Source organism: Micromonospora orduensis, assembly GCF_006228125.1.
Taxonomy (GTDB): Bacteria; Actinomycetota; Actinomycetes; order Mycobacteriales; family Micromonosporaceae; genus Micromonospora; species Micromonospora orduensis.
Genome location: NZ_VDFY01000078.1, coordinates 1 through 13,369 on the forward strand (window position 1 = coordinate 1; position 13,369 = coordinate 13,369).

The 13,369-nt window shown below is 73.7% G+C and carries 13 protein-coding genes; 4 read left to right on the top strand and 9 right to left on the bottom strand.

Features of this window, described 5'->3' with window-relative positions; translation table 11 throughout:
* Positions 1–76: 76 nt before the first annotated feature.
* The 3 genes from FHG89_RS02740 to FHG89_RS02750 all read right to left on the bottom strand — a co-directional run bounded on the left by FHG89_RS02740 (position 77) and on the right by FHG89_RS02750 (position 1,554).
* Entirely contained in the window at positions 77–565 is a 489-nt protein-coding gene (locus FHG89_RS02740; protein ID WP_341874242.1) for a rhodanese-like domain-containing protein, read from the bottom strand.
* Between the two features lie 52 nt (positions 566–617).
* A complete protein-coding gene (locus tag FHG89_RS02745; RefSeq protein WP_139582498.1) occupies positions 618–1,073 on the bottom strand; it encodes a cysteine dioxygenase in 456 nt (151 codons plus the stop codon).
* Between the two features lie 103 nt (positions 1,074–1,176).
* On the bottom strand, positions 1,177–1,554 hold the full coding sequence (locus FHG89_RS02750; protein ID WP_139582500.1) for a cupin domain-containing protein: 378 nt from the start codon (positions 1,552–1,554) through the stop codon (positions 1,177–1,179).
* Between the two features lie 64 nt (positions 1,555–1,618).
* On the opposite strand from FHG89_RS02750, the gene FHG89_RS02755 reads away from it, so the two are divergent.
* Positions 1,619–2,011, top strand: a complete 393-nt coding sequence (locus FHG89_RS02755; RefSeq protein ID WP_139582502.1) for an ankyrin repeat domain-containing protein — start codon at positions 1,619–1,621, stop codon at positions 2,009–2,011.
* 32 nt (positions 2,012–2,043) lie between these two features.
* Positions 2,044–2,994 (top strand): DUF3500 domain-containing protein, encoded by a 951-nt coding sequence (locus FHG89_RS02760; RefSeq protein WP_208760840.1) that lies wholly within the window; start codon positions 2,044–2,046, stop codon positions 2,992–2,994.
* Between the two features lie 48 nt (positions 2,995–3,042).
* Here FHG89_RS02760 and FHG89_RS02765 read toward each other — a convergent pair whose 3' ends face one another.
* The 6 genes from FHG89_RS02765 to FHG89_RS02790 all read right to left on the bottom strand — a co-directional run bounded on the left by FHG89_RS02765 (position 3,043) and on the right by FHG89_RS02790 (position 10,946).
* The gene (locus FHG89_RS02765; protein ID WP_139582504.1) at positions 3,043–3,534 is read right to left on the bottom strand and encodes a DUF2231 domain-containing protein; all 492 of its coding nucleotides are present in this window, start codon (positions 3,532–3,534) and stop codon (positions 3,043–3,045) included.
* Between the two features lie 241 nt (positions 3,535–3,775).
* The gene (locus FHG89_RS02770) at positions 3,776–4,516 is read right to left on the bottom strand and encodes a GAF and ANTAR domain-containing protein (protein ID WP_139582505.1); all 741 of its coding nucleotides are present in this window, start codon (positions 4,514–4,516) and stop codon (positions 3,776–3,778) included.
* Between the two features lie 180 nt (positions 4,517–4,696).
* Complete coding sequence (gene secA2 / locus FHG89_RS02775; protein WP_139582506.1) at positions 4,697–6,988, bottom strand: accessory Sec system translocase SecA2; 2,292 nt, start codon at positions 6,986–6,988, stop codon at positions 4,697–4,699.
* Between the two features lie 73 nt (positions 6,989–7,061).
* Positions 7,062–8,813: an ABC transporter ATP-binding protein gene (locus FHG89_RS02780; protein WP_139582507.1), complete on the bottom strand. Its 1,752-nt coding sequence runs from the start codon at positions 8,811–8,813 to the stop codon at positions 7,062–7,064.
* A 41-nt stretch (positions 8,814–8,854) separates the two neighbouring features.
* Positions 8,855–9,943 carry a zinc-binding dehydrogenase gene (locus FHG89_RS02785; RefSeq protein ID WP_139582509.1) on the bottom strand — a complete coding sequence of 363 codons (1,089 nt, stop codon included), beginning with the start codon at positions 9,941–9,943 and terminating at the stop codon, positions 8,855–8,857.
* Positions 9,936–10,946 (bottom strand): Gfo/Idh/MocA family protein, encoded by a 1,011-nt coding sequence (locus FHG89_RS02790; protein WP_139582511.1) that lies wholly within the window; start codon positions 10,944–10,946, stop codon positions 9,936–9,938. The genes FHG89_RS02785 and FHG89_RS02790 overlap by 8 nt, the downstream gene beginning before the upstream one ends.
* Positions 10,947–11,176: 230 nt before the next feature.
* Here FHG89_RS02790 and FHG89_RS02795 point away from each other — a divergent pair, with 230 nt between their 5' ends.
* Together FHG89_RS02795 and FHG89_RS02800 are read left to right on the top strand one after the other, a co-directional pair.
* Complete coding sequence (locus tag FHG89_RS02795; RefSeq protein ID WP_244295123.1) at positions 11,177–12,160, top strand: glucosyl-3-phosphoglycerate synthase; 984 nt, start codon at positions 11,177–11,179, stop codon at positions 12,158–12,160.
* 19 nt (positions 12,161–12,179) lie between these two features.
* A complete protein-coding gene (locus FHG89_RS02800) occupies positions 12,180–13,337 on the top strand; it encodes a glycosyltransferase (RefSeq protein WP_139582513.1) in 1,158 nt (385 codons plus the stop codon).
* Positions 13,338–13,369: the final 32 nt, after the last annotated feature.

The window sequence follows — 13,369 nt, forward strand, 5'->3', positions numbered from 1 at the left end:
GGGTGGGGATGGCGACGACGGACATGGTGCCTCCTGAGATGGCGGTACGACCGCCACGCCCGGTGCGGCGTGGCGGTCAGTGGCGCGCCGACCCGGCGGTGACCGGGGACGCGAGGGAGAACGCGCGGTGCAGCGGAGTCGGACCGAGAGCCGGCAGGCCGGCGATCCGCCAGGCCGCGAACCCGCCGATCACGTCGGTGGCGCGGCGCAGGCCGATGTCCTGCAACGCGGCGGCGGCCAGTGACGAGGTGTAGCCCTCCTGGCAGAGGATCACCACAGGTACGTCGTAGTCGACCGCCTCGGGCAGGCGGGCCGGGCAGCGCGGGTCGAAGCGCCACTCCAGCACGTTGCGCTCGACGGCGAGTGAGCCCGGCACCACGCCGTGCGCGGCCCGCTGGGCGGCCGGCCGGATGTCGACCAGGAGCGCGCCGGTCCGGTACGCCAGGTGCGCCCGCTCCGGGTCGAGCCGGTCGAGCCGGGCGCGGGCGGCGGCCAGGATCTCGTCGATGCCCTGGGAGCCCGGCGGCGGTACGGGGGCCGGACAGTGCTCGGCGGTCGTCAGCATCATCGGTTCCTTCCGGTGCGTGGGGGGGGGTTTGGTTCGGGCTGGGCGGCGCTCACCAGGAGCGTCCGGCCTCGGCGACCTCGGCGACCCGCAGGCGCCCGTCGAGGAGGTGGTAGCGGGTCATCCGGCGCAGCGCCGGCCGGTAGACGTGCACACTGACCGCCGGCGTCGTACCCCGGTTGGTCACCTGGTGGACGTGGCGGGTGCCGAAGCGCCGACCGGCGCCGGCGGGCAGCAGTCGTGGACGCAGCCGGCCGGCGGCGACGGTCTCCTCGGTGAGGGCGCCGGCGACGACCCGGAACGCTCCGGCGGAGCCGCCGTGGTCGTGCAGGTCGGTGCCCTGGCCGGGCAGCCAGCTCAGCGCCCACACCTCGTGGTCGTCGTCGGCGGCGAGGCGCGCGTACCAGCGCTCGGCGGCGTCGAACCGCAGCGGCACCGGCCAGCCGGTCGGGTCGGCCCACCGGGCGGCGACGGCGAGCAGGTCACCCTCCGGGCTGTGGTGGATCATGGCGGTCCTCGCGGGTCGTTCGGTGGGGTGCCTCCGTACTCTAGTCGGCAAGGCCTATAGGTTTAGTAGGTAATTCCGTCTGGTGGGACGGCGTCCGTCGACCTCAGCGCAGCACCGGAGGGTCCACCCGGTAGCCGGGCACCGACGGCCACCGTACGGTCAGCACCACCGACGCGCGTTCGGCGTACCACGAGTGGTCCACCCCGCGGGCCCACACCACGTAGTCGCCCGGCTCGGCCAACCGCACCGTCCGGTCCGGCAACTCCACCCGGAAACACCCCTCGACGAGCACGAGCAGGGTGGTACGCCGCTCCCCCGTCGCCCACCGCGACCGGGCCTGCCCCGGCGGGTGCACGCCCCACTTCACCTCGACGTCGGCGCTGTGCCGCACCTCCCCGGGCGGCGCGAAGTGCCCGAGCAGCCAGCCGGCGTTGGTGGCGCCGTCGACACCCGCGTTGCCCACGTACACCGTCTCACCCATCGGACCCCTCTCCCCGCTCGCCGGCCGAGCAACGTATCAGGGCGCCAGGGCCTAACCTGGAGCGGTGACCGATGACCTCGACGCCGCGACGCTGGCGTTCGCCCACCGGATGTTCGACCTGGCCCGCTCGGGCTCCACCGAGGAGCTGGCCGCGCAGCTCGACGCCGGCCTGCCGGTCAACCTCACCAACGACAAGGGCGACACGCTGCTGATCCTGGCCGCGTACCACTCCCACCCGGACACGGTGGCCGCCCTGCTCAGCCGCGGCGCGGACCACACCCGGGTCAACGACCGGGGTCAGACGGCGTTGGCGGCCGCCGTCTTTCGCAGCAGCACCGACGCGGTCCGCGCGCTGCTCGCGGCCGGAGCCGACCCGGCCCACGGCAGCCCGTCCGCCGCGGAGACCGCCCAGTTCTTCGACCTGCCGGAGATGACCGAACTGCTGCGGGCCGGCTGACGTCGACCCCGAACGACCGGTATACAGGGTCGGTGGAAGATCCTCTGCCCGAGCAGATGCGCACCGCCGGCACGGCACTGCTGGCCGCGCTCGACCCGACGGCCCGCGACCAGGCGTCGCACCCGTTCGACGACGAGCCCGCCCGACGCTGGCTGGAGTACCGACCCCGACCCCGACCCGGCGTCAGCCTCGCCGAGCTGGACGTCGTCGGGCGCAAGGCCGCACACCGGCTCCTCGCCACGGCGCTCAGCCCGTCCGCGTACGCGCAGGCGATGGCGATCATCGCGCTGGAGGAGGTCCTCGACCGCGCCGAGGGCTGGCGTCGCGGGCGGCACAGCGGCGACTACTGGGTCGCTGTGTTCGGTGATCCGGCGCGCGACGACCGCTGGTCGTGGCGGCTGGAGGGGCACCACCTGTCGGTGACCATGACCGTCGTGGACGACCAGGTCTCCCCCGCGCCGATCTTCTTCGGCGCCAACCCGGCGGCTGTGCGGTACGCCGGCCGGCCGGTCTCCCGGCCACTCGGTGTCGAGGAGGACCTCGCCCGCGCCCTGCTCGACGCGCTCGACCCGGCCGGACGATCCGCCGCGATCATCGCCGACGAGGCGCCGGCGGACATCATCAGCGCCACCCGCGCCCACGTCGACACTCCACTGGAGCCACTCGGCGTGCCGGCCGGCCGGCTGGGACCGACCGGCCGGGCACTGCTCGACCAGGTGGTCGCGCTCTACCTGGACCGGCTACCGCCGGAGCTGGCCGTCCGCGAGGCGCGGCGTCTCGACGACGGCGAGCTGCACTTCGCCTGGGCGGGCCCGACCCGTCCGGGGCAGCGCCACTACTACCGGATCCAGGGCGACGACCTGTTGATCGAGTACGACAACACCACCGAGGACGGCAACCACGCGCACACCGTCCTGCGCCGCCCCGCCAGCGACTTCGGCGCCGACGTCCTGGCGGACCACCACGAGTCCCACCCCCACTGACGTACGCGTCCGGGTCGACGGCAGCCATCTGCCGTCGCACGCGCCCGGTCAGGGACGCGGGCGGGCGACCTCGACGGTGGAACCGGCGAGCGCGTCGAGGCTGCCGGTCTCGGCGCGGCCGGTGTCGAACTGGCGCATGAGCCGGGCGCCCAGGCGTACGCCGACCCCGCCGGCGACCAGCGCGACAAGCTCGGTGAGCAGGATCGCGACGGTCGCGCCGCGCTGCGGCGAGTGCGCGCGCACCAGGCAGGTGACCAGGAACAGGCCGGCCATCGCCGCGTTCACCAGGTTGAAGGCGATGGCGGTGCGGCGGGTGCGGTCGACCGGCACGTCCCACAGGTCGACCATGCCGGCGACCATGGTCATCGCGGCGGCGAACAGGGCGGCGACGCCGGTCCAGTAGCCAACCTCACCCAGGAACGCCGGCCCGCCGACGACATCGCTCAGGTCGAAGACGGTGGCGCTGACGAACAGCCCGAGCGGAAACGTCACGAGCATCGGTTGGATGGGGTGCCCCTGCACCCGCAGCCGGCTCTGCATCGGTCCTCCCCGGGGTCGGCGCAGCTCACCAGTACCAGAGTGCTACCCGTGCCCCGTCTTCACGAAACGACGCCGCCCGAATCGCCGCCGCGTGCCAGAGCGGGCGGAGGTGCCCTACGTGGAGCCCTTGGAGCTGATGTCGCAGACGATTCAGCTCCAGAGGACGGCCGCACCACCCTCGCCGCCCGGGCGGCCATCGCTGGCCGGGAGATCGGGCACGGGCGAGGAGCGGCGCGTCCGGTCAGCTCTCGCGCTGGCGGGAGACCGTCCGCACCAGACGCTCGGCCACCTCGCGCAGCGGGATGTCCAGCGAGGACGCGGCGGTGCGCAGCACGTCCAGGGCCTCGGCCGGCGGGCAGCCCCGCTGCGTCATGATCACGCCGACGGCCTGGCCGATCACGCCGTCGAGCAGCAGCTCGGCGTCGCGCTCGCCGGCCATCTCGGCCTGCCGGCCCCGGTCCCGCACGGCGGCCAGCAGCAGGCCGGCGTGTTCGGCGAGCAGCATCGCGGTCAGTTGGTGCTGCGGGGTGAGCAGGTTCGGTCCGGCGGCGTACAGGTTTATCGCCCCGATCACCTGGTCGTCGATGTCCACCGGGGCGGAGACCACTCCGCGCACGCCGAGGTCGCGGGCGCGCGCCGTCCAGGCCGGCCAGCGTGGTTCACCGGCCAGGTCGACGGCGAGGATCATCTCGCGGCGTCGGATCGCGCTCATCGCCGGCGAGTCCGGGCCGTGGCGCAGATCGTCCAGGCCGGCGAGCCGCTCGTCGGAGGCGGCCACGCCGGCAGGCTCGCCAGCGCGCAGCGCCGTGAATCCGCACCAGCGCACGCCGGCCACCGCGTCCCTGGTGACCCGGACGAGCGTCAGCAGCGCCTCATCGAAATCGGTCAGCGCGATCAGGCCGGCCGTCAGCTCCCGCAACAGCGCGGCGGTCTCCAGCACGCCCAGGTTGTGCACCACGGGTTCCCGCGTGTCCAGGTTCACTGGTCCGCAGCTCCCGTACGCCTCCGCGCCTGCCCAGCAGGCACCGTCACCTGTGTCATCGTCTGCTCTCTTCCGACTTGACCGACCCGCCCTACTACCCTGCGAAAGCCGGGTCGAAACGGCGTAAAACGGGGCTCCTGCCGCACCGGGTTGCGCGCGAACAGGAGCCACGCCGGAGCGTCAGCGCGAGGCGCCGCTGAGCCGTCGGCCGATCGAGGCGATCAGGCGGTCGAGCTCGGAGCCGAAGGGGTTGTCGTGCACCAGGTACGTCCAGGTGGCGGTCGGACGTACCAGGGTGCTGTCGTCGGGCTCCCAGTCCTCGTCGAATTCGGTCTCGGTGAACGTGGCGATGGTGCGGGCCTCGATCTCCGGAACCAGGTTGTTGAAGGCCGGCACGGCGGCCCGGTGGAACTCGTCGAGCGGGTCGAGCCGGCCCAGCGCCCGCAGGTGAACACCCTCGCGGACCTCCGACAGCTCGGACAGGTGCTCGGCCCAGAGCCGGTCCAGGTGGTAGAGGGCGATCGACCGGGCCGCCCGGGCCAGCAGGTCCTCGTCCATCTCGCCGGCCTTCTCGGGCACCTTGTCCAGCAGCATCAGCGCGGCCACGTCGCTGGTCAGCAGCCGCTCCCGGCGCTGGGCGAGAGCCTTGCGCTGCTGCTCGATCACCACGCTGTAGCGCCAGGTGTTGCGGTGGATCTCGTGGTTGACGCCCTCGGCGACCCGCTGGGCGTGCTCCACCGCGTAGTCGACCTGCTCGTCGGTGACCAGGCCGTCGGCGTTCATCCGTGGCGACGCCGGCACCGAGTCGGCGGCGTGGCGGACGACCAGGTCGTCCTCCAGGCTCACGAAGAAGACCGAGCCACCGGGGTCGCCCTGCCGGCCGGCCCGGCCGCGCAGCTGGTCGTCGACCCGCCGGCTGTCGTGCCGGCCGCTGCCGATCACGTAGAGCCCACCCAGCTCGGCCACCCGCTCCTGGTCGGCCTGGTCGCTGCCACCGAGCCGGATGTCCACGCCCCGGCCGGCCATCTGGGTGGAGACGGTCACCGCGCCGTACGCGCCCGCCTCAGCGATGATCGCCGCTTCCTCATCGTCGTTCTTGGCGTTGAGGACGACGCAGGGCACCCCGGCCGAGTTGAGCCCGGCGGCCAGCGCCTCGGACTCCTTGACGTCCAGGGTGCCGACCAGCATTGGCCGCCCCTTGGCGTGCCAACGCTGGATCTCGTCGATCAGCGCCTCGTCCTTCTCCGCCCGGGTGGCGTAGATGCGGTCCGGCTCGTCCTCCCGCACGCACGGCGTGTTCGGTGGGATCACCGCCACCTCGAGGCCGAAGAACTCCCGCAGCTGGTCGCCGACCAGCACCGCGGTGGCGGTCATGCCGCACACCTTCGGGTAGAGGGCGATGAACGCCTGCACGGCGATGGTGCCCAGCACCTCGCCCTCGGCGGTGGCGTCCAGGCCCTCCTTGGCCTCGACCGCTGCCTGGAGCCCGTCGGGCCAGCGGCGGCGCTGGGCCACCCGACCGCGCATCTCGTCGATCAGCTCCACCGAGCCGTCGCGGACGATGTAGTCCACGTCGCGGTGCAGCAGGGCGTGCGCGTGCAACGCCACGTTGACGGCGGAGAGCTGCGCGACGTGTTCCTCGTCGTACAGGTCGATGCCCAGCTTGGCCTCGACGGCGGCCAGGCCGGCGGAGGTGAACGCCACGCTGCGCCCGTCCTCGGCGACGGTGAAGTGCCGGTCCTTGCGCAGCCCGCGCACCAGCGCGGCGGCGGCGTGCACCGGGTCCTGCTCGCCCGGCACCGCGCCGGCGAGGACCATCGGCACCCGGGCCTCGTCGATCATGATCGAGTCGGCCTCGTCGACGATCGCGGTGGTCAGCGGCGGCTGCACCCGGTCGGCGATGTCGGTGACCAGCTGGTCGCGCAGGTAGTCGAAGCCCGCCTCGCTGACCGACACGTAGGTGACGTCACAGGAGTACGCGTCGCGCCGCTCCTGCGGGGTGGAGGCCTCGTTGACCCAGCCCACGGTCAGGCCGAGCAGGGTGTAGACGGGCTCCATCCACTGGGCGTCGCGGCGGGCCAGGTAGTCGTTGACGGTGAGCACGTGCACCGGCCCGTTTCCGAGCCGAACGTGCCCGTACGCGGCGATCGCGGCGGTCAGGGTCTTGCCCTCACCGGTGGCCATCTCGGCGACCTTGCCGGACAGCAGCGCCATCGCGCCGAGCAGCTGCACGTCGTACGGCCGCTGGTCGAGGCCCCGGCGGGCGGCCTCGCGGCCGACGGCGCAGATCTCCTCGTACCCGGTCGCGGCGCCGGCGGCCTCGGTCAGCTCGGCGTCGTCAAGCGCGGCGAGGTCGGCCTCGCGCGCCTCGATCGCCGGCAGCATCTTCTCCAGCGGAGCGAGTTCGACGGTCGAGCCCGGGCGCTGGAGGAACCGCCGGAACTTGCTCTTGAACCGTTGCGAGACACCCATGAGCGGCAACGGTACGCGATCCGGGCCGGCTTGCGCGGCCCGGCCGCCGGCATGTCCGCCCCGGGCCGGTGGCTCAGACGACCAGTAGCTGGTGGGCGGCCAGCTCGCGGTAGAGCGGGTCGGTGGCGCTCAGCTCGGCGTGGGTGCCCACGGCCACCACCCGGCCGCCGTCGAGGACGACGATCTGGTCGGCGTCGACCACGGTGGCGAGCCGGTGCGCCACGATCAACAACGTCCGGCGGACGGCCACCGCGTCGATGGCGCGGCGCAGGGCGGCCTCGTTGCGCGAGTCGAGGTTGCTCGTCGGTTCGTCGAGCAGCAGCACCGGCGGCCCGGCCAGGAGCGCCCGTGCGATGGCCAGGCGCTGCCGTTCGCCCCCGGAGAGCAGCACGCCACCCTCGCCGACCTGGACGTCCAGGCCCTGCGGGTTGCGGTCGGCGAGGTGCGCGAGGTTGACCTCGTCGAGCACGGTGCGCAACCGGTCGTCGGAGGCGTCCGGGGTGGTGATCAGGAGGTTCTCGCGCAGCGTGCCGGCGAGCACGGGGGCCTCCTGCTCGACGTAGCCCAGCCGGGCCCGCAGCGCGTCGCGGGGCAGGTCCCGCACGTCGGTGCCGTCCAGGCGGACCGCGCCGTCGCTCACCTCGTAGAAGCGTTCGACAAGGGCCAGCAGGGTCGACTTGCCGGCGCCGGACGGGCCGACCAGGGCGGTCCGGGTGCCGGCCGGCACCGCGAAGCTGACCTCGTGCAGCACCGGCGCCCCGCCGGGGTAGCCGAACCCCACCCGCTCGAACTCGATCATCGGGGCGGGTCGGCGCGGGGTCGCCGTGGCTGCCCCCGACGCCGGCCGGTCCGCCGCGCCCTCCGCCGGCACGGTCAGGATCTCCTCGATCCGCTGCAACGCGCCCAGGCCGGACTGCAACTGGGTGTACGCGCGCAGCACCTGGCCCAGCGGCAGGGCCAGGAAGAACAGGTACATGACGAAGGCGACCAGATCGCCGACGGTGATCGCGCCGGCGGCCACCCGCGCGCCGCCGACGCCCAGCACCAGCAGGAAGGCGCCCTGCACGGTGACCGAGCCCACGGGTCCGACCACCGCCTGCACCCGGGCCACCCGCAGTCCCGCCGTGTACGCCTCGCGGGCGCTGCCGGTGACCATCTCGGCCTCGCGGGCCTCGGCGCGGCTGGCCCGGATGGTCCGGGCGGCGGAGATGGCCCGCTCCACCGCGGAGGTCATCTCGCCGATCCGTTCCTGGGCGGCGCGGGCGAGGGCGCGGACCCGGCGGGCGAACGTGAGCGCGAAACCCAGACCGAGGCCCACCCCGAGCAGGGTGACGCCGAACAGCAGCGGGTCGAGCAGCACCATCGCGGTGCCGGCCCCGAGCACCATCACCGCCCCGGTGACCGTCTCGAACAGGCCGGAGGTGACGACCGCCCGCAGCAGGGTGGTGTCGGAGCCGAGTCGGGAGAGCAGGTCGCCGGTGCGCCGGCTGTCGTACTCGGCGATGGGCAGCCGCAGCAGGTGCCCGGCCAGCCGCCGCCGGGTGCCCAGCACGAGCCCTTCGGCGGTGCGTTGCAGCAGGTAGTCGCGCAGACCACCGATCGCCGCGCCGAGCACCACGAGGGCCACTAGCACGGCGACGAGGTCGGAGACCCCGAGACCGCCGCTGACCCGGTCGAGCACCGACCGGGTCAGCAGCGGCTGAGCGAGGGACGCCGCCGCGCCGACGAGCGACAGCGCGCCCACCACGGCGAGGGTGCCGCGGTGGTCCCGCAGGTACGGCAGCAGCGCGGCCAGGCCGGGAGGCCGGCGCTCGGAAGCGGTCATGCCGGGAACGGTAGTCCGCCCGGTCACGCCCGGACGCCAGGTCAGGCGGCCAGTACCACCTGTAGTTCCTGCCGTCGGCGTTCGGCCAGGTCGGTGAGCAGGGTGGCCGCCTCGTCGAACGGCACCACCGCCGAGACCAGGTGCTTGCGGATCCCGTCGCCGTACGCCCGCAGCAGGTCGATCGTCTCGGCGGAGAGCCGTTCCCGGTCCCAGGTCGGGGCGAGCCCGCGCGGCACCCGGCCGATCTGGGCGCAGCGCAGCGCCAGCCCGTTGTGGTGGAACTCCTCGCCGAGGCGGACCGCGTCCGCGCCGCCCTGGTAGAAGGCGAGGTCGATGACCGTGCCCTGCGGCCGGAGCAGCCGCAGGGCGAGCTGCAACGCCCACGCCTGCCCCCGGCACTGGAACACCACGTCGGCGCCCCGGTCACCGGCGGTGTGCGCCCACCGGGTCTTGAGCACGGCCGCCGGGTCGTCCGCCTCCGGGTCGAGGGTCTCCAGGCCGAGCGCCTCGGCGACCTGCCGGCGTTGTTCGGTCGGGTCGAGCACCACCACGGAGGCGGCCCCGTGCCGGCGGGCGAACAGGGCGGTCAGCAGGGCGACCACGCCGGCGCCCACCACCGCGACGCGCCGGCCGCGGACGCCGTCGCCGAGCGAGCGCACGTCCGTGCCGTGCAGGTCGGCGGCGGCGTGCAGCAGACCGTTGGCGCAGATCGGGCCCATGTGCGCGACGTAGACGCCGAGCAGCGGGTCCAGGTCGTCGGGCAGCGGCACGAACCGTTCGGCGACCGGGTCGGCCAGCCAGCCGGTGCGGTGCCCGTACGTCATCGCGCCGACCGTGCCCACCGCGACGGCCGGGGTCTCGCTCTCCACCACCCGGCCGACCTGCATGTAGCCCAGCCGGGTCACCGGGTACGGGGTGCTCGCCTCGCCGGGCTGGAAAAGCCCCAGGTCGGCGTTCCAGGTGACGTTCAGGTACGGATTCGTACCCTTGACGTAGCTCAGCTCGGTGCCGGCGGAGACGCCGCTGAACAACGTCTCCACCCGGAAGGTGCCGGGGCGCAGCGGCGCGGCGTCCTGCTCCACCACCTCGACGCGGCCCGGCCCGGTGACCACCACGACCTTGTCACGCATCGACGGTCACCCCGGGGCTGAGCACCGCGGGGCCGCTGGAGGTGGTGAGCCGCACGGCCGCGCCGGTGCGGGCCGAGTCGGACACCGCGAGGGCCAGCCGCTGGGTGGCCAGCGCCTCGGCGTACGGGACGCGTACGTCGTCGCCGACGCCGCGCACCGCGTCGACGAAGGCGCGGTCCACGGCCACCCGGGCGGCCTCGGGGTCGGCCGGTACGTGCCGCTCGCCGTCGGCGTCGCGGATGGTCAGGCCCTCCTCGGTGAGCGACAGCGCCAACCCGTCGGCGAGGATCTCCAGCCCGGCGCGGTGCTTCCAGCCGAGCACACAGGCGGCGCTGAGAGTGCCGACCGCCCCGTTGGTGAAGCGCAGCACGGCGGTGGTCACCGAGTCGATGTCCGCTCCGTCGACCGGCGGGGGCGTGCCGTTGCCGTACGCGGTGACCTCGCTCACCTCGCCGACCAGTGCCCGGACGAGGTCGAGCACGTGGGCGGCCTGTTCGACCACCGGGCCGCCGGAGCGGTCGCGCCGTGCCCACCACGCCACCGGGGGGACCTTGTCCAGCCAGGCGCCGCTGACCATGCGCACCGGACGGTCGGCGAGCAGCTCGCGGGCCTCGTCCACGACGCCGAGGTACCGCCAGTGGTGGCCGACGGCGGTCAGCACCCCCCGGCGGGTCACCTCGGCGGCGATGTGCTCGGCGGTGGCCAGGTCGACCGCGACGGGCTTCTCCACGAACATCGGCAGCCCGGCGTCGAGCACCGCCTGCTCGGCCGGGCCGTGCGCGAACGGCGGCACGCACACGTACACCGCGTCCGGTCCGGCGGCCAGCAGTTCGGCGACGTCGGCGTGTGCCCGCGTCCCGTGCCGCGCGGCCAGCGTCGCGGCGGCGTCGGGCATGACGTCGGTCACCCCGATCAGCTCGACGTCATCGAACCCGTCCAGCACCCGCGCGTGGCGTTGTGCCACTCCCCCGGCGCCGACCAGACCCACCCGGCATCTACGCATTCGACAACCCCTTCGAGAACTTTTCATGACCGCTGGGAGCAGTCCCCTGGCATGTGCGCAATCAAACGTTCATCCCCCGGGAACGCGGTGTCGTCACCTGCGTGATCAAGCTGTTGCCCTGGAAGCGGTTAGCGCATGGTCAGGAATGGGAACTACCGAACGCGGTTCTTTCCGCCCACGATTCATAAGGGGTGCCAGTGCGGGATACGACATCGAGCGTGTCACCGGTGGTGGAGGCGTGGGCCACGTACCGGACCACTTCGGCGGCGGACTGGCCGGCACGCCGGCTGCTGCGCGCCAAGGGCGACAGCCGGGTCAGCGTGGTGCTGCCGGCGCGCAACGAGGAGGCCACGGTCGGCGCCATCGTGTCGACCATCCGCGAGCACCTGATGGACCGGGTGGCCCTGGTCGACGAGCTGATCGTGGTGGACTCACGGTCGACCGACCGCACCGCGCAGGTGGCCCGGGCGGCCGGCGCGGAGGTGGTAAGCCAGGACGAGATGACCCGGGGTCTGCCCCGGCTCACCGGCAAGGGTGACGCGCTCTGGGCCGGCCTGGCCGCGGCCGAGGGCGACGTGGTGGCGTTCATCGACGCCGACCTGCGCGAGTTCCGGCCGCACTTCGTCAGCGGGCTGCTCGGCCCGCTGCTGACCGACCCGTCGGTCGACTTCGTGAAGGGTTTCTACCACCGGCCCCTGGTCGGCGCGGCGGCAGTCGAGCAGGACGGTGGCGGCCGGGTGACGGAGTTGATGGCCCGACCGCTGCTCAACCTGTTCTGGCCGGAGCTGGCCGGGTTCGTGCAGCCGCTCGCCGGCGAGTACGCCGCACGGCGGGACGTGCTCGCCCGGGTCCCGTTCGTCTCCGGGTACGGGGTCGAGACGGCGATGCTGATCGACCTGCTGGACCTGGTCGGTCTGGACGCGTTGGCGCAGGTCGACCTCGGTGAGCGCAAGCACCGCCACCAGGACACGGCGGCGCTCGGGCGGATGTCCGCGCAGATCATGTTGACGGCGTGGTCCCGGTTGCAGCGGCGCGGCTGGGCGAGCCCCGGCCTGTCGCCGGAGGCGCTGCTGACCCAGTTCCGTCGGGGCGGCTCGGACACGCTGCCGAACCTCGACCGGGAGATCGTGGTCAGCGACGTGTCCATCGAGGAGCGTCCGCCGCTGGCCGAGCTGCGTCACCAGCTGCCCCGCCGACGGGTGGCCGCGGCATGAGTGACCGGGAGGTCCTCCGATGAGTCTCACCGTCCTGATGAACGCCGGTCCGTGGCTGTCCGTGCCACCCCCCGGCTACGGCGGCATCGAGAACGTGATCGCCACGCTGGTGCCGGAGCTGCGGCGACTCGGCGTACGGGTGGTGCTCGCCTCGGTGGGCAGCAGCACCCTGCCGGTGGACGACCGGATGTCGGTCTTCGCCGACGAGCAGTTCGCCGCGTTGCAGCGCCCGTACAACCAGGTCTGCGGGATCGCCCAGGCGCACCTCGCCGGGGTGGTCCGCGAGCTGCACTCCCGCGACGACATCGACCTGGTGCACGACCACGTGGAGGCCGTCGGGCTGGCCACCCTGGCCGCGATGGGGCCGGCCGGTCCGCCGACCCTGCACACCCTGCACTGGGACCTGGCCAAGCACCCGGCGCTGTACGGCAGCCTGGACGGCGGCGCCCGGGTCCGGGTCAACGGTGTCTCCGCGTCCCAGCTGGCCCGGGCGCCGCTGGCGCTGCGGGAGCACTCGGTGGGGCACGTGCACCTGTCCACCCCCCTGGCCGTGGACGCCGACCGCCGGCCCCGCCCGGAGAAGGGCGGGCATCTGCTGATCCTCGGCCGGATCAACCCGGGCAAGGGGCAGGACGTGGGTGCGCGGCTGGCGCACCGGGTCGGGATCCCGCTGGTGCTGGCCGGTCCGGTCGGCCCGTACCACCGTCCGGCCGAGCTGGCGGCGGCGGGCGACGAGGCCCGGCAGAATCCGGACGTGCGGTTCTTCCTCGACGAGGTGGCGCCGCACGTCGACGGTGACCTGGTCCGCTGGGTCGGGACGGTGGCCGGTCAGGAGCGCGACGACCTGCTGGCCAGCGCCCGCGCCTCGCTGTTCCCGCTGCGGTGGGAGGAGCCCGGGGGTACGGCGGTGGTCGAGTCGCTGGCCCTGGGCACGCCGGTGGTGGCGACCGCCCGGGGCTGCCTGCCGGAGCTGATCGAGCACGGCCGCACCGGACTGTTGACGGCCGACGAGGACGAACTGGCCGACCTCGTGCTGGCCGCCGACCTGCTCGACCCCGACGAGTGCCGGCGGGTGGCCGCGCGCCGGTTCACCCCGGCGGTGATGGCGCAGCGTTACGTCGAGCTGTACCAGCGGGTCCGCGAGCTGGCCGGTACGACCCGGCTGCAACCGGTCTGACCTGCCCCGGTGCCGTCGGCGGTTTGCCGGCG